General features: G+C 73.0%; 16 protein-coding genes. 7 read left to right on the top strand and 9 right to left on the bottom strand.

Annotated elements, in window-relative coordinates; all coding sequences use genetic code 11:
* Positions 1-123 precede the first annotated feature (123 nt).
* The gene (gene mfd / locus QI554_RS11285) at positions 124-3672 is read right to left on the bottom strand and encodes a transcription-repair coupling factor (protein WP_281468776.1); all 3549 of its coding nucleotides are present in this window, start codon (positions 3670-3672) and stop codon (positions 124-126) included.
* Between the two features lie 312 nt (positions 3673-3984).
* On the opposite strand from mfd, the gene QI554_RS11290 reads away from it, so the two are divergent.
* Positions 3985-5442 (top strand): aldehyde dehydrogenase family protein, encoded by a 1458-nt coding sequence (locus QI554_RS11290; protein WP_281468777.1) that lies wholly within the window; start codon positions 3985-3987, stop codon positions 5440-5442.
* A 78-nt stretch (positions 5443-5520) separates the two neighbouring features.
* On the opposite strand, the gene QI554_RS11295 is transcribed toward QI554_RS11290, so the two are convergent.
* Positions 5521-5970 (bottom strand): cupin domain-containing protein, encoded by a 450-nt coding sequence (locus QI554_RS11295; RefSeq protein WP_281468779.1) that lies wholly within the window; start codon positions 5968-5970, stop codon positions 5521-5523.
* 185 nt (positions 5971-6155) lie between these two features.
* Here QI554_RS11295 and QI554_RS11300 point away from each other — a divergent pair, with 185 nt between their 5' ends.
* The 4 genes from QI554_RS11300 (at position 6156) to QI554_RS11315 (ending at position 10024) form a co-directional block, all read left to right on the top strand.
* Entirely contained in the window at positions 6156-6665 is a 510-nt protein-coding gene (locus QI554_RS11300) for a hypothetical protein (RefSeq protein WP_281468781.1), read from the top strand.
* A 65-nt stretch (positions 6666-6730) separates the two neighbouring features.
* Entirely contained in the window at positions 6731-7990 is a 1260-nt protein-coding gene (locus QI554_RS11305) for a nucleotide sugar dehydrogenase (protein ID WP_281468850.1), read from the top strand.
* On the top strand, positions 7987-9048 hold the full coding sequence (locus QI554_RS11310; protein ID WP_281468783.1) for an MDR/zinc-dependent alcohol dehydrogenase-like family protein: 1062 nt from the start codon (positions 7987-7989) through the stop codon (positions 9046-9048). The genes QI554_RS11305 and QI554_RS11310 overlap by 4 nt, the downstream gene beginning before the upstream one ends.
* Positions 9035-10024 (top strand): methionyl-tRNA formyltransferase, encoded by a 990-nt coding sequence (locus QI554_RS11315; protein ID WP_281468785.1) that lies wholly within the window; start codon positions 9035-9037, stop codon positions 10022-10024. Before QI554_RS11310 ends, QI554_RS11315 begins: the two co-directional genes overlap by 14 nt.
* A 202-nt stretch (positions 10025-10226) precedes the next feature.
* Here the strand turns inward: QI554_RS11315 and QI554_RS11320 are convergent, their stop codons facing one another.
* The 5 genes from QI554_RS11320 to QI554_RS11340 all read right to left on the bottom strand — a co-directional run bounded on the left by QI554_RS11320 (position 10227) and on the right by QI554_RS11340 (position 16289).
* Positions 10227-11765: a Rieske 2Fe-2S domain-containing protein gene (locus QI554_RS11320; protein WP_281468787.1), complete on the bottom strand. Its 1539-nt coding sequence runs from the start codon at positions 11763-11765 to the stop codon at positions 10227-10229.
* Positions 11762-12895, bottom strand: a complete 1134-nt coding sequence (locus QI554_RS11325) for a DegT/DnrJ/EryC1/StrS family aminotransferase (protein WP_281468789.1) — start codon at positions 12893-12895, stop codon at positions 11762-11764. The genes QI554_RS11320 and QI554_RS11325 overlap by 4 nt, the downstream gene beginning before the upstream one ends.
* Positions 12892-14070, bottom strand: coding sequence for a DegT/DnrJ/EryC1/StrS family aminotransferase (locus QI554_RS11330; protein WP_281468791.1), 1179 nt, complete (start codon positions 14068-14070; stop codon positions 12892-12894). The genes QI554_RS11325 and QI554_RS11330 overlap by 4 nt, the downstream gene beginning before the upstream one ends.
* A 119-nt stretch (positions 14071-14189) precedes the next feature.
* On the bottom strand, positions 14190-15206 hold the full coding sequence (locus tag QI554_RS11335) for an NAD-dependent epimerase/dehydratase family protein (RefSeq protein WP_281468793.1): 1017 nt from the start codon (positions 15204-15206) through the stop codon (positions 14190-14192).
* 6 nt (positions 15207-15212) lie between these two features.
* Positions 15213-16289, bottom strand: coding sequence for a Gfo/Idh/MocA family protein (locus QI554_RS11340; protein ID WP_281468795.1), 1077 nt, complete (start codon positions 16287-16289; stop codon positions 15213-15215).
* A 430-nt stretch (positions 16290-16719) separates the two neighbouring features.
* Here QI554_RS11340 and QI554_RS11345 point away from each other — a divergent pair, with 430 nt between their 5' ends.
* Together QI554_RS11345 and QI554_RS11350 are read left to right on the top strand one after the other, a co-directional pair.
* Complete coding sequence (locus QI554_RS11345) at positions 16720-17199, top strand: YwqJ-related putative deaminase (protein ID WP_281468797.1); 480 nt, start codon at positions 16720-16722, stop codon at positions 17197-17199.
* Between the two features lie 2 nt (positions 17200-17201).
* On the top strand, positions 17202-17687 hold the full coding sequence (locus QI554_RS11350; protein WP_281468799.1) for an SUKH-3 domain-containing protein: 486 nt from the start codon (positions 17202-17204) through the stop codon (positions 17685-17687).
* A gap of 25 nt (positions 17688-17712) precedes the next feature.
* Here QI554_RS11350 and pth read toward each other — a convergent pair whose 3' ends face one another.
* Both pth and QI554_RS11360 read right to left on the bottom strand, forming a co-directional pair.
* Positions 17713-18312, bottom strand: a complete 600-nt coding sequence (pth, locus tag QI554_RS11355; protein ID WP_281468801.1) for an aminoacyl-tRNA hydrolase — start codon at positions 18310-18312, stop codon at positions 17713-17715.
* Between the two features lie 62 nt (positions 18313-18374).
* Positions 18375-18983, bottom strand: a complete 609-nt coding sequence (locus QI554_RS11360) for a 50S ribosomal protein L25/general stress protein Ctc (protein ID WP_281468803.1) — start codon at positions 18981-18983, stop codon at positions 18375-18377.
* Positions 18984-19182: the final 199 nt, after the last annotated feature.

The raw sequence follows: 19182 nt of genomic DNA on the forward strand, positions 1-19182 counted from the left end.
ACGCGGGCGCGCCGCGGGGGCCGCGCGGGAACCCCCCCCCCCGGCCCCCCGGGGGGGGGGGGGCCCCCCCCCCCGGGGGGGCCCCCCGCCGCGCCCCGCGCCCGCACGGGCCGGGTCCGCCGGCTACCTGGCGGCCGCGATGGGTTCCAGGATGACGGCGTCGACCAGGTCCCGTGCCCAGTCGAGGAGGGCCGTGTCGCGGAGCGGCTGGCCGCCGATGCGGGCCGTCATCGGCTTGGGGACGAGGATCTGGTGGACCGCCGATTTCACCAGGGTCTTCGGGTAAAGCCGCTGGAGCCGCAGCTGCTGCGACTCGCGCAGATCGACCGGGCCGAAGCGGACGAAGTTGCCCTGCAGCGTGACGTCCGACAGCCCCGCCTTGCGCACGTGGGCGCGGAACCGGGCGACCTCGAGCAGGTTCTCGACCGGCACCGGCAGCGGGCCGTAGCGGTCGGTCAGCTCCTCGCGCACCGCGGCGATGTCGTCCTCGCACGTGATCGCGGCGATCCGCTTGTACGCCTCGAGCCGCAGCCGCTCGCCCGGCACGTAGTCGTGCGGGATGTGCGCGTCGACCGGCAGCTCGACCTTGACCTCGGGGACCTCCTCGGCCTGGTCGCCCTTGTACTCGGCGACGGCCTCGCCGACCAGCCGCACGTACAGGTCGAAGCCGACGCCCTGGATGTGGCCGGACTGCTCGCCGCCGAGCAGGTTGCCCGCGCCGCGGATCTCCAGGTCCTTCATGGCGACGAACATGCCCGCGCCCATCTCGGTGTGCTGCGCGATGGTCGCCAGCCGCTCGTGCGCGGTCTCGGTGAGCGGCTTCTCCGGCGGGTACAGGAAGTACGCGTACGCCCGCTCGCGGCCGCGGCCGACCCGGCCGCGCAGCTGGTGCAGCTGCGACAGGCCGAAGTTGTCGGCGCGTTCGACGATGAGCGTGTTGGCGTTGGAGATGTCGATGCCGGACTCGACGATCGTGGTGCACACCAGGACGTCGAACTCCTTCTCCCAGAAGTCGACGACCACCTTCTCCAGGGTGTGCTCGTTCATCTGCCCGTGCGCCGTCGCGACGCGCGCCTCCGGCACCATCTCGCGGATCTTCGCAGCCGCCTTGTCGATCGACTCGACGCGGTTGTGGATATAGAAGACCTGTCCCTCGCGCAGCAGTTCGCGGCGCACGGCGGCGGCGATCTGCTTGTCGTCGTACGGGCCCACGAAGGTGAGCACCGGGTGCCGCTCCTCCGGCGGCGTGGTGATCGTCGACATCTCACGGATGCCGGTGACCGCCATCTCCAGCGTGCGCGGGATCGGCGTGGCGGACATCGTCAGCACGTCGACGTTCGCGCGGAGCTTCTTCAGCTGCTCCTTGTGCTCGACGCCGAAGCGCTGCTCCTCGTCGACGATGACCAGGCCGAGGTCCTTGAACCTGGTCTCAGAGGAGAACAGCCGGTGCGTGCCGATGACCAGGTCGACGCTGCCCTCGGCCAGGCCCTCCAGCGTCGCCTTGGCCTCGCCGTCGGTCTGGAAGCGGGACAGCGCGCGCACGTTGACCGGGAACTGCGCGTAGCGCTCGGTGAAGGTCGAGTAGTGCTGTTGCACCAGCAGCGTGGTCGGGACGAGGACGGCGACCTGCTTGCCGTCCTGCACCGCCTTGAACGCGGCGCGCACCGCGATCTCGGTCTTGCCGTAGCCGACGTCGCCGCAGATGAGCCGGTCCATCGGGACCGTCTTCTCCATGTCCGCCTTGACCTCGTCGATCGACGAGAGCTGGTCGGGCGTCTCGGCGTACGGGAAGGCGTCCTCCAGCTCGCGCTGCCACGGCGTGTCCGCGCCGAACGCGTGCCCGGGCGCGGCCATGCGCGCCGAGTAGAGCTGGATCAGCTCGCCGGCGATCTGCTTGACCGCCTTCTTGGCGCGGGACTTGGTCTTCTGCCAGTCCGCGCCGCCGAGCCGGTGCAGCGAGGGCGCCTCGCCGCCGACGTACTTCGTGACCTGTTCGAGCTGGTCGGTCGGTACGAAGAGCCGGTCGCCGGGCTGGCCGCGCTTGGCGGGCGCGTACTCGACGACCAGGTACTCGCGCTGCGCGCCGCCGACGGTGCGCTGCACCATCTCGATGTAGCGGCCGACGCCGTGCTGCTCGTGGACGACGAAGTCGCCGGTCTTAAGCTGCAGCGGGTCGACGACGTTGCGGCGCCGGCTGGGCAGCCTGCGCATGTCCTTGGTGGAGCTGCGCTGGCCGGAGACGTCTGTCTCGGTGAGCACCAGCAGCTTGAGGCCCTCGGAACTGAACCCGTGTTCGATGCGGCCGGTGGTGACGTGGACGAGGCCGGTCTCCGGGAGCTCCGCCAGGTCGGCGTCCAGGCGCGCGGTGACGCCCTCTCCGGACAGCTGTTCGACGTACCGCTGCGCGGGCCCGTGGCCCTCGGTGACGAACACGACCCGCCAGTCGTCGGCGAGCCGGCCCTTCACGTCGGCGAGCACGCGCGCGGAGTCGCCGCGGTACGACTCGACGGCCTGCGCGGCGATGACCGCGGTGTCCGCCTCGAGCCGGACGTCCAGCTCCAGGTCGGCGGCGAACGGGCTGGTCGTCCACCACGGGACGCCGATCTCGCGGGCGTGCTCGCGGACGTCCGCCAGCCCGCGCAGCGACGCCGCGCCCAGGTCGATCGGGCTCTCCCCGCCGCCCGCGGCGGCCGCCCACGACGCCTCCAGGAACTCCTGGCTGGTCGCCACCAGGTCCGCGGCCCGCGTGCGGACCCGCTCGGGGTCGCAGACCAGGATGTGGCTGCCGGCCGGGAGGACGTCGAGCAGCAGCTCCATGTCGTCCACGAGCGCGGGCGCCAGCGACTCCATGCCCTCGACCGCGATCCCCTCGCTGATCTTCCCGAGCATGTCGGCGAGGCTCGGGTGGTCGGCCAGCAGCTCGGCGGCCCGCTCGCGCACCTCGGGGGTGAGCAGGAGCTCGCGGCACGGGGGCGCCCACAGGCCGTCCTCGGCGACCTCCAGGGAGCGCTGGTCGGCGACCTTGAAGTAGCGGATCTCCTCGACCTGGTCGCCCCAGAACTCGACGCGGAGCGGGTGCTCCTCGGTCGGCGGGAAGACGTCCAGGATGCCGCCGCGCACGGCGAACTCGCCGCGCTTCTCCACGAGGTCCACGCGCGCGTACGCGGCCGCGGCCAGGCGTTCGACGACGGTGTCCAGCTCGGCCTCGGCGCCCGCGGTCAGGCTCACCGGCACGAGGTCGCCGAGGCCCTTGACCTGCGGCTGCAGCACGCTGCGTACGGGCGCCACGACCACCTTGACGGGGCCGCCGACGGTGTCCGGGGCCCCGGGGTGGGCGAGGCGGCGCAGCACCGCCAGGCGGCGGCCGACGGTGTCGGAGCGCGGCGACAGGCGCTCGTGGGGCAGCGTCTCCCACGCCGGGAACTCCACCACCGAGTCGGGCGGCAGCAGCGAGCCGAGCGCGCTGACCAGGTCCTCGCTCTCCCGGCCGGTGGCGGTGACGGCGAGGACGGGGCGGCCGGCGCGCGCGGCGACCGCGGCGATCAGGAACGGGCGCAGCGCGGGAGGCCCCACCACGTCCAGGTGCGGGCGCCCGCCGTGGTCGGCGGCCGCGACGGCCTCGGCGACGGCGGGATCGGTGACGACGACATCGAGCAGACGGTCAAGGCTCATGAGATGCGCGGATCCTCCGGACGGGCGGCGCGCGGGCAACGCGGAACGCCCCGGCCTGAGAAGGACCGGGGTCTCCTCCAGACTACGCAACGCGCGGCGCTCGTGCCGGGTGGCGGTGTCGCGCCGGAATCTCCAGGTGTGACGATCGCCGCTAGCCCCTTCCGCACTTGCCTCTTGGCAACGCACGGCGTAGGGGATCAAATGAGAGCCGGAGAAATCTGACGGCGCGTCGGATTACTCAGAGTCACATCTGACGATGCCGGTGGGCACTGGGTGTCACCGGGCGTACAGGGCGAGGGAGACGACACACAGATGAGCGGCGAGGCGCAGAAGCTCTTCATTGGCGGCGAGTGGGTCGAGCCCGACCGCGGCCACTACGAGGTCATCAACCCGGCCACCGAAGAGGTCGTCGGCCTGGCGCCCGAGGCGTCGGTCGAGCAGGCGCACGCCGCCGCCGAGGCCGCCTCCCAGGCCTTCGAGACGTGGTCCCGGACCACCCCCGAGCAGCGCTCGGCGATCCTCGACCGGGCCGCCGACCTGCTGTGGAAGGGCGGCGACCTGCACGTCCTCGCCGCCGCCGAGTCCGGCGCGACCTCGCAGACCGCGATGATGATGCACGTCGGCACCGCGTACGCGCGCTTCAAGCGGTACGCCAAGGGCGCCCTCGAGCCCACCGAGTTCGCCATCAACCCGCAGGTCACCCCGGCGACCGCGCTCAGCAAGGCGGGCGTGTTCGGCGCCCTGGAGGTGCGCCAGCCGGTCGGCGTCGTCACCTGCATCACGTCGTACAACAACCCGCTCGCCAACACCGCGGGCAAGATCGCCCCGGCGCTCGCCATGGGCAACACCTGCGTCGTGAAGCCGGCGCCGCAGGACCCGCTGGCGGTGTACCGGATGGCCGCCGCGCTGGAGGAGGCCGGGCTGCCCAAGGGCGTCCTCAACATCGTCACCGGCTCGGCGCCCGACGTGGGCGAGGCGACCGTCGACTCGCCGTTCGTCGACATGGTCAGCTTCACCGGCTCGACGTTCGTCGGCCAGAAGATCGCCGAGGTCGCGGGCCGCGGCATGAAGCGCCAGCTCATGGAGCTCGGCGGCAAGGGCGCCTGCGTGGTCTTCGACGACGCCGACGTCGCCGCGGCGGTGGCCGGCATCGGCACCGTGTGGAGCTTCTACTCCGGCCAGATCTGCACCGCGCCGACCCGCGTCATCGTGCAGCGCGGCGTCTACCAGCAGCTCGTCGCGGGCCTGGAGCAGTACGCCCGCGCGCTCAAGGTCGGCAACCCGGCCGACGAAGGCGTCGTGGTCGGCCCCGTCATCTCCGCCGTGCAGCGCGGCCGCGTCGAGGAGCTCATCGCCAAGGGCAAGGCCGAGGGCGCGCACTGCGTGGTCGGCGGCGACCGCCCCGACCTCGACAAGGGCTTCTTCGTCGCGCCGACGCTCTTCACCGAGGCGACGAACACGATGAGCATCGCGCGCGAGGAGTTCTTCGGCCCGGTCGTCACGGTCATCCCGTTCGACGACGAGGAGGAGGGCGTCAAGATCGCCAACGACTCCGACTACGGCCTGATCAGCTACGTCTTCTCCGGCGACGTGGAGCGCGCCTTCCGCGTCGCGCGCCGCATCCGCTCCGGCGGCGTCAGCATCAACACCGTCGGCCGCAACATGGAGGCGCCGTTCGGCGGCTTCAAGAAGTCCGGCGTCGGCCGCGACTGCGGTTCGTACGCGCTCCACGCGTACAGCGAGATCCAGTCCCTGGTCTGGCAGGGCTGACGCCCTCCCCGACCCGCTGACGAGCGGCGGCCGCCCCGGACCCCCTGGGCGGCCGCCGCTTTCGCGTTCGCGGAACGGCTACAGCGTCTCGGTGGCGTACGCGGCGCGCAGGGCGGCGAGCCGGTCCGGGGCGAGGGGCTCGCCCGCTTCGAGGGCGCGGTGGATGTCGCGGAAGTAGCCCTCGTAGCCGGCCGGGGTCAGGAGGAACAGGCAACGGGCCCACGCGTCCGAGGTGTTGCGGAAGCCGTGCGCCGTGCCGATCGGGACGGAGACGGTGCCGCCCGCGCCGACGGTGGTCTCGCCGTCGGCGAGGTCGAACGTCACGTCGCCCTCCAGGATGTGGAAGTGCTCGGCGTGCCCACGGTGGATGTGCGGTGCCGCGCCGATCGCGCCCGGCGGGAAGGCGTACTCCACGACCGCCAGGGCCCCGCCCGTCTGTTCGCCCGAGAGATGCACGGTGTACGACGACCCGGCGGTGCCGCGCAGCCGCTCGCCCTCGCCCGGTCGGATCATGCGCACGTCTGTCATGCCGGTGATTCTGCCGCCGCGGCGCGCCTGCGGTGCGGCCGCGCGGCGCGTTCCGGCGGTCAGCGGGCAAACCCTGTGATCCCTCCGGAAACCCGCCCCACAGGTGCCTCGTTCGCATAGCCTGACACCTGCGGCCGGGGGTGGCCGTCGGAGCGGTCGGGCTCGGTGGGGGGATGGGGATTCCCATGCGCGATCTGCGCGCGGTCGTGGGCGGGGCGGCGGGCGCCGTCGCCGCGCAGTTCGACGCCGCCACGCGGGCCCGCAGGTGGGAGTTGTTCCGCGAGGCGTTCCCCGACATCGAACGGCTCGCCGTCGTCGACCTCGGCGGGACGCCGGAGTTCTGGCTGCACGCGCCGGTCCGGCCGGCCCGCGTCGAGGTCGTACGGGCGGACGCCAAACCGCAGCGGGTGCTCGGCTGGCTGGCCGTCGCGGTCGGCGAGCCGGCCGCGTTCGGGTCGCCGGGCGACGAGGGCACGGCGTACGACCTGGCGGTCTGCGACGGCCTGCTGGACGCGACCCCGCCCGGCGCGCGCGGCGCGCTCGCCCGCACGGTCCGCGGCCTCGCGCCGCGCTACTGGGTGCGGTCCGAAGAGGCGCGGCCCGCCGAACTCGCCGGGCTGTTCCCGGACGCGGTGCGGCGCCGCGAGCGGCGGGGCGGGCTGACCTGCTCGTGGGTCGCCGCCAAGCCGGGCTGACCGCGCCGAAGCGCGTCGGCCCACCGACACAGGCTGGTTCTTGGGGAGGGGAACGGGTCATGGGCATGAGAGTGGTCATCGCCGGCCAGGGGTACGTGGGGCTGCCGCTCGCGGTGCGCGCCGCGCAGGTCGGGCACGACGTGGTCGGGTACGACACCGACGAGCGCCGGGTCAAGCAGCTCGCCGCGGGCGAGTCGTACGTCGAGGACATCCCGGCCGCACAGGTCCGGGAGATCCTGGACGCCGGCCGCTACAAACCGACCGCCGAACCGCGCGACCTCGGCGGGTTCGACATAGCGGTGATCACGGTTCCGACGCCGCTGCGCGAAGGCGTCCCGGACCTGACGTACATCGAGGACTGCGCACGCACCCTGTCGCGCTACCTGCGCCCGGGCGCGACGGTCGTCCTCGAGTCGACGACCTACCCGGGCACCACCGAGGAGCTGGTGGGCCCGATCCTGGAGGAGGGCTCCGGCCTGGCCGCGGGCCGCGACTTCCACCTCGGCTACAGCCCCGAGCGCATCGACCCGGGCAACCCCACCTGGAACCTGGTCAACACCCCGAAGGTGGTCTCCGGCATAGACGACGCGTCGCTCGCGCTCGTCGACGGCTTCTACGGCTCGCTCGTCGAACGCACCGTGCCGGTCGGCTCGCCCAAGGAGGCCGAGCTGGTCAAGCTGATCGAGAACACCTTCCGGCACGTCAACATCGCGCTCGTCAACGAGGTCGCGATGTTCGCGCACGACCTCGGCATCGACGTGTGGGAGGCCATCGACGCCTGCTCCACCAAGCCGTTCGGCTTCCTGCGCTTCACCCCGGGCCCCGGCGTCGGCGGCCACTGCCTGCCGATCGACCCGTCCTACCTCTCCTGGCGGGTGCAGCGCGCGCTCGGCCAGAGCTTCCGGTTCGTCGAGCTCGCCAACGACGTCAACAACCACATGCCGGACTACGTCGTCCGCCGCCTCACCGCCGCGTTCAACGCCCGCAAGCGCTCCGTCAACGGCTCGCGCGTCCTGCTGCTGGGCCTGGCCTACAAGAAGAACACCGGCGACGCACGCGAGTCGCCCTCGACCCGCATCGCCCGGCTGCTCCTCGACCTGGGCGCCGAGGTCACCGCCGTGGACCCGCACGTGGACCTCGCCCAACGCGTCGACTCACGCCTCCTGCGCGCCGACCTGACCGCCGAAGCGGTCGCGGCCGCCGACGCCGTGGTCCTCGTGGTCGACCACGACGACCTGGACCTGGAACTGGTCCGCACGCACGCCGCCTACATCCTGGACTGCCGGCGCGCGCTCGGACGCGCGGACAACGTGGAGGTGTTGTGACCGAAGGGCCCGGCCCGAGGCCCACGACGGGGGAATCGGGTACCACTGGAACGACGCTGCCCGGGTTCGCACCGGAGCGGCTGGCCAGGCTCGCGTTGCGGGCGGTGGCCGATCTGAAGCTCGACCTGACCGGGCGGACGGTGCTGACGGAGGCCGCGACCGGGGCGTATGCGGTGACGCCGGTGCTGGCGTCGCTCGCGGGGGCGCGGGTGATCGCGTTCACGCGGGACACGCGCTACGGGACGGCGGAGGAGGTGTCGTTCCTGACCGGCATGGTCGGGCTGTTCGCCGGGACGCGGCACCCGATCGACATCGTCACCGAGCTGCTGCCCGAGCACGTCGAGGCGGCGGACATCGTGACGAACAGCGGCCATCTGCGGCCGATCGACGCGGCGTTCGTGGCACGGCTGAAGCCGACCGCGGTGGTGCCGCTGATGTTCGAGGCGTGGGAGGTCGGGCTCGGCCGGGACGACGTGGACCTGGCGGCGCTGCGGGCGCGCGGGATCGCGTTCGCCGGCACCAACGAACACCACGACCTGATCGGCGTGTTCGAGCACCACCGGGCGATGGTGGGGCGGCTGATGTCGGACTGCGGCATCGCGGTCTACGGCGCCAACTGCGTTGTGCTGTGCGACAACCCGTTCGAGCCGGAGATCGTCGACGGCCTGGTGCGCGCCGGCGCGCGCGTGCACTGCGCGGGCTCGCTCGACCGGGTGAACACGCCGGAGGACGTCGACGCGGTGCTGATCGCGCTGCGGCCCGGCGCCAAGCCGGTCGTCGGCCCCGCCGAGGCGCGGCGGATCGCCGACCGGTGGCCGGGGGCCGTGGTCGTCCAGGTGTGGGGCGACGTCGACCGGGAGGCGCTGACCGCATACGGCGTGCCGTTCTGGCCGCCGGTCGGCCCGAAGCCGGGGCACATGGCGATCCTGCCGTCGGCGGTCGGCCCCGAACCGATCGTGCGACTCCAGGCCGGCGGCCTGAAGGTCGCTCAGATCCTGCTGACCAGGCCGGAGTTGCGGTCGGACGAGGACAAGGAGTACCTCGATGAGCTCAGCTGAGGTCGGCCCCGTGCCGCGGGCGCGCGTCGTGCTGGTCGGCATCGGCCCGACCACACTCGACGCACTCGACGCGCTCGCCGATCGGTGCGAGGTGGTCGCGCTGATCCGGCCCGGCGACGACGACACGACGGCGCGCGCCGCCAAGCTCGGCATCCCGGTCGAACCGGGCACGCGCGTCGCCGACATCGAGGCGGTGGTGGAACGGCTGGCGCCGGACGCGGTGGTGGTGTCGTCGTACGACCGAATCCTGCCCGACCGCCTGCTGGCCCGCTGCCCGTTCGTCAACGTGCACTACTCGCCGCTGCCGCGCGGGCGCGGCCGGGCCAACGTCAACTGGGCGATCATCAACGGCGACACCGAGACCGCGATCACCGTGCACACCATGGCGCCGGGGCTCGACGCGGGCGGGATCCTCCACCAGGAGCCGGTGCCGATCGGGCCGCGCGACACCGTCACCGACCTGTACGACCGGCTGAACGCCCGGCAGCGGGCGGTCCTCGCCGACGCCGTCCTGCGCCGCCTGACCGGCGACGAGGGCGACCCGCAGGACCACGGCCAGGCCACCTACGGCTGCACGCGCCTGCCGGAGGACGGCGAGATCGACTGGTCGGCCCCGACGGCGGACACCGACCGGCTCGTACGCTCGCTGACCCCGCCGTACCCGGGCGCCTTCACCCACCTCGGCCTGGAGCCGCTCCGGATCCTGCGGGCCGAACCGTCCCCCGACGCCCCGCGCTACACCGGCCGCGTCCCGGGCCGCGTGGTGCTCGTCGACCGCTCCGGCGAGGGCTGGGTAGAGGTGCTGACGGGCGACGGCGTGCTGCGCGTCCACGAGGTCGCGCAGGGGGACGGCCCGCCCGTCCCCGCGAACACGGTCGTGAAGTCGGTGAAGACCACCCTCGGCGTGCGCACCGCCGATCTGCTCGCCGCGCTCGCCGCGCTGCGGGCGTCCGGCACGGGCCCGGCGCAGGGCTGAACGTGGGGCTGACGACGTACGGCTGACGACGCGGGGGGGGGGGGGGGGGGGGGGGGGGGGGCGGCCCCCCCGCCGCCGCGGCGCGGCGCCCGGCCGCCCCGGGGCGGCGGTCAAGGGGGGGCTGACGAGTTCGGGCGGACGAGGCGGGGGGGGGGGGGGGCGGGGCAGCCCCCCCCCCCCCACGCCTTTTCCGGCCGACCCGTCAGCGCACGGGTTCCGACGGGTCGGTCCGACCGGCCGGCTCGACCCGGAGCGGGACGGTGCCGCCGGAGACGCACTCGCCTGTCGCGAGGTCCCACTTCCAGTGGTGGCGCGGGCATTCCAGGACGCCCTCGCCGTCGATGTCGGCGAGCGCCAGGTCCTCGCCCGCGTGCGGGCAGAACCGCTGGAAGGCGTAGCCGCAGCGCTCGATCGTCTCGCCGCTCGCGGCCTCGGCGCGCTCCCGGACCATCTGCATGGTCTGGGCCGGATGGTTGCCGTAGCGCAGCAGGCTCATCAGGGTCAGGTCGAACACGTCGGGGTCTCGGTGCAGGCTCAGACGCAGCGAGAGCAGCGCCTCCTCCCAGCCGATCTTCCCGTCGACGATGGCGCGCAGCGCCCGCGGCGGGACGTGGATGGTGTACCCGGCGTCGACCGGGTCCTCCTCCAGGGCGCCACCCACCCGGCCGAGCCGCACCGCCCAGGTCGTGCCGTCCGCGACGAGCCGCACATCGCGCTGGTAGTCGGCGAGGAAGCGCTTGTTGAAGCTGATCAGCTTCGAGAAGTAGGCGTCCAGCTCGACCGCGCCGACCGGTTCGAACGGCTCGTCGTGGTACGCCTGCCACTCCGCCTCGCGGCGGTCCCGGTACGCCGCAAGGTAGGCCTCCGGCTCGGTCCGCCACCGGCCCCGGTCGGGCGTGTTGGGCGGGAACACGCCCAACTCGCCGAGGGTGTCCCCCGGTTCCAGGCAGACCGTGGCGACGCCGGGGCAGGCCGCCGCGAAGTCCTCGGCCACGTCGTCCCACACCGGGAAGATCGTCGAGGAGCGGTCGTTGAAGCGGTCCAGCTCCGGGTCGAGGAAGCACGGCGGGCCCGCGGCCGGCAGGTACGTCGACGCGCCGGTCAGCCGCACCTTGCGCACCAGGGTGTCGAACAGGTCGCCCCGCACCTCGGCCGTCTTGCGCCGCTGCACCTCGTCCGGGTACGCGTAGCAGTTCGGATACCACATCGCGCCCGAGAACTGCGCCGACAACAGGTCGACGTCGCCGGGCAGTTCGGACAGCGGCGTGTTGCAGTCGTTGAGATCGAGGAACCGGAAGTCCCCGAGGTCGACGATTAGTCCGCTGTCCTCCTTGTGCGACGTGTCCAGCAGCATCGTCAGCACGAACCCGTCGGCGGCCTCGTAGCGCTCCTTGTGCCCGAGCTGGACGAGGTTCCGGAAACCGAGCGCGTGGAGCCGCTTGACCATCGACCTGGACCGGTAGTCGGGTATGACGACCGTGATGTTGTCGCTGTCGAGCTGGGCCAGGACCCGCTCGTCGAAGTGGTCCTCGTGCTCGTGCGACAGGTACAGCAGGTCATAACGTGCCGTGGTGACGCCCTGGAGCAGCGCGCGGTTGTCCGGGAACGGGAACCACGCTCCGAGGAACGCCGGGTGGAACCACGGGTCGATCAGCAGGCGCACGCCCGCGTGCGCGACCTCGTAGCCGGCGTGCCCCAGCGCGCGGATCCGCGCGCCGGGCGGAAGTGAGCGCCCGGTCATGCGGCGTCCTGGTTCCGCAGCGCCTTGGCGAGCGCCTCGACGACGCGCACCTGCTGCTCCTCGGTGATCTGCGGGTAGAGCGGCAGCGTCAGGATCTCGGCTGCGGCGCGCTCGGCGACCGGGAAGTCGCCCGGCGCGTGCCCGAGCGCGCGGAACGCGGGCTGGAGGTGCACCGGGACGGGGTAGTGCACGCCCGCGCCGATCCCGGCCGCGTTGAGGTCGGCGAGGACGGCGTCGCGCCGGGCGACCCGGACCGCGTACAGGTGCCACACGTGGACGTTGCCGGGCGCGGTGCGCGGCAGCCGCACGCCCTCGACGTCCGCCAGCAGCGCGTCGTACCGCGCCGCGGCCTCCCGGCGGGCCTCGTTCCAGCCCGCGAGCCGCGCGAGCTTGGCGCGCAGCACGACGGCCTGGAGCGTGTCGAGCCGGGAGTTGAAGCCGAGCCGGTCGTGGACGTATTTGCGCGACGACCCGTGGTCGCCCAACTCGCGGACGATCCGGTCGAGGTCGGCGTCCCCGGTGAGCACCGCGCCGGCGTCGCCGTACGCACCGAGGTTCTTCCCGGGGTAGAAGCTGGTGCCCGCCGCACGTCCCCACGAGCCCGCGCCGCGTCCGTCCTGCGTCGCGCCCTGGCACTGCGCGGCGTCCTCGAACAGCCGTGCACCGGTGGATGCGGCGAGCTCCATCAGCGGCGCCATCGGGGCGAGCTGGCCGTTGAGGTGCACCGGCAGCAGCCCCCAGACGCCGTCGGTGACCGCGCCGGCCGCCGCGGCCGGGTCCAGCAGCAGGTGCTCGTCGTCGACGTCGGCGAACACCGGGGTGCCGCCCGCCCGCACGACCGCCTCGGCGGACGCGACGAAGGTGTTCGCCGGCATCACCACCCCGGCGCCTTCCGGCAGTTCGTCGGCGCGGAGCATCAGCTCCAGCGCGTCCGTGCCGTTCGCCACGCCCACGCAGTGCGCGACCCCGCTGAACTCCGCGAACTCGCTCTCGAAGGCCGCGACGTCGGGCCCCTTGATGAACGCACCGGAGGAGAGCACGCGCGCGAAGCCCGCCTCGACCTCGGCCGCCACCTCGGCGTGGCCCGCGAGCAGGTCGACCAGAGGGACGTTCGCCTGATCCGCCGTCACGACAGCACCCCCGCGGGCTCCGGCACCGTCAGGCCGGCCGCGGCGTACAACGCCCCGACGACCCGGTCGTGCTGCTCCTCGGTCATCTGGTGGAACAGCGGCAGGATCAGCGAATCCCTGGTCAGCCGCTCGGTGTTGGGCAGCGGGACGTGCGCGACGTCCGCGTACGCGGGCTCCAGGTGGGCGGCCATGATGCCGCGCCGCCCCGAGATACCGGCCGCCGACATGCGGCCCAGCAGTTCGTCCCGCGCGACCGGGAAGTCCTCGTCGAGCAGCAGCCAGCAGGCCTGGAAGTTCGACTCGCCGAACGCGGGGTCCTCGACCAGGCGCGCGCCCGGCAGCCCGGACAGCGCCTTGCGGTAGCGCTCCGCGAAGCCGCGGCGCTTGGCGACCATCGCGTCCAGGCGGCCGAGCTGCACCAACCCGATGGCGGCCTGGACGTCGGTCATCCGGTAGTTGAAGCCGAGTTCGTCGTACGTCTCCAGGACCGGCGCCGCTCCCCCGCGGTCCGCCGCGTCCCGGTCCGCCGCGCTCACGCTCATGCCGTGCTCGCGCAGCCGGCGCAGCCGCGCGCCGACGTCCGCCCGGTCCACCGTGACCATGCCGCCCTCGCCGGTGGTCAGCAGCTTGCGCGGATGGAACGAGTACGTCGCGAACGACGCGCCCGCACCCGCCGGACGGCCGCGCAGCGTCGAACCCGCCGCGCACGCCGCGTCCTCGACCACCACGATGCCCAGCGGGTCGCACAGCCCGCGCATCGCGTCCAGGTCGGCCGGGACACCGCCCTGGTCGACCAGGATCACGGCGCGCGTGGCGGCGGTCCGCACCGCGTCCACCGTCTCCACCGTCAGGTTGCCCGACGCCAGGTCGACGTCGGCGAACACCGGCCGCGCGCCGACGTACCGCACCGCGTTCGCCGTCGCGATGAACGACAGCGACGGGACGACCACCTCGTCGCCCGGCCCCACCCCGGCCGCGATCAGCGCCAGGTGCAGCGCCGTCGTGCACGACGAGACCGCGACCGCGTCGGCCACCCCCAGCCGTTCCGCGAACGCCCGCTCGAAGGCGGCCACCCGCGGCCCCTGGGCCACCCACCCCGACGCGACGGCCTCCGCCGCCGCCTCGGCCTCCTCAGGGCCGAACCACGGCTTCATGACCGGTATACGCTCGCTCACCGAACCCCCCACACATGTGCCCCCACGTTGATGTGCCTTGTGCCTGACGGCGGTTGACGACGGCGAACGGCGGCCGACGGTTCCCGCCGTGACCACCGCCCGCTCCGCGTCGGACGCGCCTACTTGCTGTCGGACCACCAGGCGACCAGTCGACGCAGCCCCTCGTCCAGGCCGACCGACGCCGTGAAACCCAGCTCCCGCTCGGCCTTCGAGGTGTCGGCGAGCCGCCGCGTCACCCCGTTGACCGCGCGCTCCGGGCCGTGCTCGACGCCCAGTTCGCTCCCCATCGCGACGAGCAGCCGCTCGGCGAGCTCCTTGAGCGACGTCTCGACGCCGCACGCGATGTTGTAGACCTCGCCGCTGACCGGCGCGGCCGCCGCCAGCAGGTTGGCGCGCGCGATGTCGGCCGTGTAGACGAAGTCCATGGTCTGCAGGCCGTCGCCGAAGATCAGCGGCGGCTCGCCCTTGCTGATCCGCTCCATCCACCGGATCAGGACCTCGGTGTACAGGCCGTGGATGTCCATCCGCGGGCCGTACACGTTGAAGTAGCGCAGCGCGACGTAGTCCAGCCCGTACATCGCCTTGAAGCTGCGCAGCAGGCCCTCGTTGAACAGCTTGGCGGCGCCGTAGATGGTGTCGTTGTCGTACGGGTGGTGCTTCTCGGTGGTCGGGAACTCCTCGGCGAGCCCGTACACCGACGCCGACGACGACGCCACGACCTTGCGCACCCCCGCGCGCTGCGCCGCCTCCAGCACGTCGAACGTGCCGTCGACCAGCACCTCCAGGGCCAGCCGCGGGTCCTCGACGCACTGCGTGATGCGGATCGCCGCGAGGTGGAACACCACGTCCGTGCCGGGCATCAGCTCGGCGAGCAGCGCCCGGTCGCGGATGTCGCCCTCGACCAGCCGGCAGCGGTCGCCCCGCGCGGGGTCGAGCGCGTACGCGAGGTTCTCGCGGCGTCCGCGGGTCAGGTCGTCGAGCACCACGACCTCGCGCGCGCCCGCGTCGAGGAGTTGGTCGACGATCGTCGAGCCGATGGTCCCCGCGCCGCCGGTGACCAGGCACCTGGTGCCGGCCAGCGCAACGGCGGGGGAGCCCCCGGAGGTCGCAGTCGCCTCGATCGGCAGGTCAGCCATGCTCGTTCAGCCCTCTCGCCCGGGAACGCTCCGCGCCGCCGGCACCCCGGGGCCGACCGGCACCGCGATGCCGCCGGCCTCCAGGCTGCGCGACGCCGCCTCCAACATCTCCAACACCCGCAGTCCCGCGCGACCGTCGGTCAGCGCGGGCCGGGACTCCCTGATCGCCGAGGCGAACTCGGCCATGACGCCGCGCAGCGCCTCGGTCTGCGGCAGCGCCGGCGAGACGACGTCGCCGGTGCGGTAGGACACGAGCTTGGCGTGCCGCGCCTCGCGCCCCAGCGCGGCGTCCTGCGCGAGGTCGATGCCCTTGTCGTGGATGTGCAGCCGGGCCGCCGGGTTCATGTCGTCCCACACCAGCGTGCGCCGCGAGCCGCCGATGATGGTCGTGCGGACCTTCGTCGGCGACAGCCAGTTGACGTGCACGTGCGCGATCGCGCCGGTGTTGAGGCGCAGCGTCAGGTAGGCGACGCACGCGCGCCCGGTGCCGATCGGGTCGGCGCCGTGCGCCGCGACCGAGATCGGGTGCACGCCGGGCGGCAGGATGAAGTCGAGGATCGACAGGTCGTGCGGCGCGAGGTCCCACAGCACGTCCACGTCGGGCTGGACGAGCCCGAGGTTGATGCGCACCGAGTCGATGAACTGGATGTCGCCCAACTCGCCGCCGTGCAGCATGTCGCGGATGGTGCGGACCACCGGCATGTAGCAGAACGTGTGGTCGCACATCAGCGTGAGGCCGTTGCGTTCGGCCAGTTCGACGAGCTTGACGGCGTCCGCGCGGGTCGCCGTGATGGGCTTCTCGACGAGCACGTGGCGGCCGGACTCCAGTGCGGCGCGCACGAGTTCGAAGTGCGTCGCGGCGGGCGTCGCGATGGCGATCGCCTCCACCGCGGGGTCGTTCAGCAGTTCGTCGTACGACGTGCTCACCCGGACCGTGCTGTAGTCGCCCAGCACCGCCCGCGCGCGCTCCTCGTCGAGGTCGCACAGCGCCTCGACCCGCAGGCCCGGCGTGGCCTGCGCGTTCCGTATCAGATTCGGCCCCCAGTACCCGGCGCCGACCACCGCGATACCCACTGACGACATGACGAAGCGTCAACTCCTCGGCAGCCCCTGACGCAGGCCCAGCGGCCTGCGCCTCCCCACCCGCGGTGCCCGCGGCCACGGCGCGGCACGGCGCGGCACGCCCCGGCATGGACCCCCCACCCCGGGCTCTGTGCGTGCCCACCACGCATCGCCTCCCCGACGCTAGCGCCCGGAACGCGCTGAGACTGCCCAACCGCAGAAATATCGGGTCGAGGCGCGCAGGTCGCACGTGTTGCGCCCGCGCATCCCGAGCACCTCGCACGCGGCCTGAAACACCTGCTGCGGCTGTGAAGACGATCACTTACGGTGACCCTGGTTCGGTGGCTGTCCCCTGGGTTTGGCACCCTGTGACACACAGATGAACGCCTCACGAACCCAAGGCAGTACAGACAAGCCGTATCGACCGGAAGAACAGAAAGGCCGGCGCACCGTGCCCCCGCCCCACCCGACCCTGAGCCGGGAACCGCAGGAGACCACGACGCATCCCGAACTGATCACGGCGCGCGTACCTCGGGACAGCATCCTTCCCGCGGTCGCCGCGGCGCTGTTCGTCGGAAAGCAGGTCCGCACGCTGGCGGGCGCCAAGGGCGACGCGGTACCCCCCGCGCATCCGCTGGTACGCGAGGCGCTGGCCGCGCTCGCGCCGGAGCAGCGCGAACGCTGGGACGGCCGCTGCCCCGAGGTCGCGCTGCTGTCGGCGCACCTCGTCGAGACCGAGGCGGCGCGCAAGGGCCGGACCGCCAAGAAGGTGTTCACGCTGGCCGACGCGCGGCGCGCGCTCAAGGGCGCGCGGGTGACGGTGCGGCGCATCCGCGAGGAGGGCGACCCGGCGGACGGCGGCTACCAGCCGCCGTGCCGGTCGTGCGCCGCGCTGTTCACGCACTTCGGCGTCACCGCGACGGAGGGCTGAGCGTGTCGCGTTTCTCCACCGAGGTGGTGTACGAACTGGGGCGCGCGGGCTGGACGGTCGGCCGCAAGCGGCTCGCGCAGGCCGAGGCCTGGGCCAAGGAGATCGCCGACCACGTCTCGCCCGACGGCCACCGGCACACGGTGTTCCCGGCCGCGCTCGAGGCGTGGACGGAGTTCGGCGGGCTGCGGATCGCCGTGGAGGGTCCGGGGGCGGCGGTCGCGCGCCGGCCGTTCTCCCTGGACCCGCGCTCCGGCCTGCACCTGCCGCGGACGCTGGCCGACGTGGGCCGCAGCATCGGGACGCACCTGTGCCCGCTGGGCGAGGAGGACGGCGGCGCCGGGCACCTGGCGGTCGATCCGGGCGGGCGGGTGTTCGCGATCGACCACACCGGGGAGTGGTTCCTGGGCGGGTCGGTGGACGACGCGCTGACCACGCTGATCCTGGGCCGGGCGCCGGCCCGGGTGCGGGACGACGGGACGTGGGCCTGAGGTCGGACGGGACGTACGCCCGAGGTCAGGAGTTGTAGGCGCTCTGCGCGCGTTCGAGGCCCTGCGACACGAGCGCCTCGACGGCGTCGGCGGCGCGGTCGACCTCGAAGTCGAGGCCCTTGCGCTCGGTGGCCGAGAAGTCCTTGAGCACGAACGCCGCGACGTCCATGCGGCCGGGCGGGCGACCGATGCCGAACCGCACCCGGTGGTAGTCCGGGCCGAGCGACTTGGTGATCGACTTGAGCCCGTTGTGGCCGTTGTCGCCGCCGCCGCGCTTGAGGCGCAGCACCGCGAAGTCGATGTCCAGTTCGTCGTGCACGACGACGATGCGCTCCAGCGGCACCTTGTAGAAGTCCCGCAGCGCGGTGACCGGTCCGCCGGACAGGTTCATGTACGACATCGGCTTGGCCAGCACGACACGCCGCCCGGCCAGCCGGCCCTCGACGACCTGGGCGCGCGACTTGTGCGTCTTGAACCTGCCGCCGACCCGCTCCGCGAGCAGGTCGGCGACGAGGAACCCGATGTTGTGCCGGTTGCCGGCGTACTCGGGTCCGGGATTGCCGAGGCCCACGACCAGCCACGGACCGTTGTCGTCCGCGGTGGCGTGGGCCTGCGACGTCACCATGATGCGTTTGTCCCCGTCTTCGGAGGTGCTTCGGAGTGGGGGTTCTGCGTGAAGCGCGAGGCTCAGGCCTCGGCGGCCTCGGTCTCCGCGGCCTCGGCCTCGGCGCCTTCCTCGGCGGCCTCAGCGGCCTCCTCGGCGGCCGGAACCAGGACGTTCAGGACGATCGTGTCGCCGTCGACCGCGAGGGTCGAGCCGGCGGGCAACGCGATCTCCTCCGCGCGGATGGCGTGACCGGCCTCCAGGCCCTCGACCGAGACCTCGATGGCCTCGGGGAGGTGGGTGGCCTCGGCCTCGACCGGCAGCGCGACCAGGACGGTCTCGAGCAGGCCGCCCGGCGCGACGGTGCCGGTCGCGACGACCGGGACCTCGACGACGACCTTCTCGCCGCGCTTGACCAGGATCAGGTCGACGTGCTCGAGGTGGCGCTTGATCGGGTGGCGCTGCACGTCCTTGGGAAGCGCGAGCTCCTTCTTGCCGTCGACCTCGAGCGACAGGAGGACGTTCGGCGTCTTGAGCGCGAGCATCAGGTCGTGGCCCGGCAGCGACAGGTGGACCGGGGCGGTGCCGTGGCCGTAAAGGACGGCGGGAACCTTGCCCTCGCGGCGGGCCCGGCGCGCGGCACCCTTGCCGAACTCGGAACGCGACTCGGCGGCGATACGGACCTCGGACACGACGGGTACTCCTCGAAAAGCGACGCGGTGGCGAATGTGCGGGGTGGGATCCCCGTGGATGAGGCCCGACCGGAGCGACGCTGGGGAGCGGACGAACTCGATCGGATCCCGTGGTGCCCGAGTGGCACCGGGTTCCCTTGCGCCCGAGAGGAGCGTGCAAGCCGTCAGCTACCGCGTCGATCACGGAGCTGATCTCGCA

Source organism: Yinghuangia seranimata (assembly GCF_029953285.1).
Classification (GTDB): Bacteria; Actinomycetota; Actinomycetes; order Streptomycetales; family Streptomycetaceae; genus Yinghuangia; species Yinghuangia seranimata.

Coding starts and splice junctions, on each gene's coding strand:
- QI554_RS11300 (WP_281468781.1), top strand. CDS start 6,156: ATGCGCGATCTGCGCGCGGTCGTGGGCGGGGCGGCGGGCGCCGTCGCC.
- QI554_RS11290 (WP_281468777.1), top strand. CDS start 3,985: ATGAGCGGCGAGGCGCAGAAGCTCTTCATTGGCGGCGAGTGGGTCGAG.
- QI554_RS11295 (WP_281468779.1), bottom strand. CDS start 5,970: ATGACAGACGTGCGCATGATCCGACCGGGCGAGGGCGAGCGGCTGCGC.
- mfd (WP_281468776.1), bottom strand. CDS start 3,672: ATGAGCCTTGACCGTCTGCTCGATGTCGTCGTCACCGATCCCGCCGTC.
- QI554_RS11335 (WP_281468793.1), bottom strand. CDS start 15,206: ATGGCTGACCTGCCGATCGAGGCGACTGCGACCTCCGGGGGCTCCCCC.
- QI554_RS11305 (WP_281468850.1), top strand. CDS start 6,731: ATGAGAGTGGTCATCGCCGGCCAGGGGTACGTGGGGCTGCCGCTCGCG.
- QI554_RS11315 (WP_281468785.1), top strand. CDS start 9,035: ATGAGCTCAGCTGAGGTCGGCCCCGTGCCGCGGGCGCGCGTCGTGCTG.
- pth (WP_281468801.1), bottom strand. CDS start 18,312: ATGGTGACGTCGCAGGCCCACGCCACCGCGGACGACAACGGTCCGTGG.
- QI554_RS11340 (WP_281468795.1), bottom strand. CDS start 16,289: ATGTCGTCAGTGGGTATCGCGGTGGTCGGCGCCGGGTACTGGGGGCCG.
- QI554_RS11320 (WP_281468787.1), bottom strand. CDS start 11,765: ATGACCGGGCGCTCACTTCCGCCCGGCGCGCGGATCCGCGCGCTGGGG.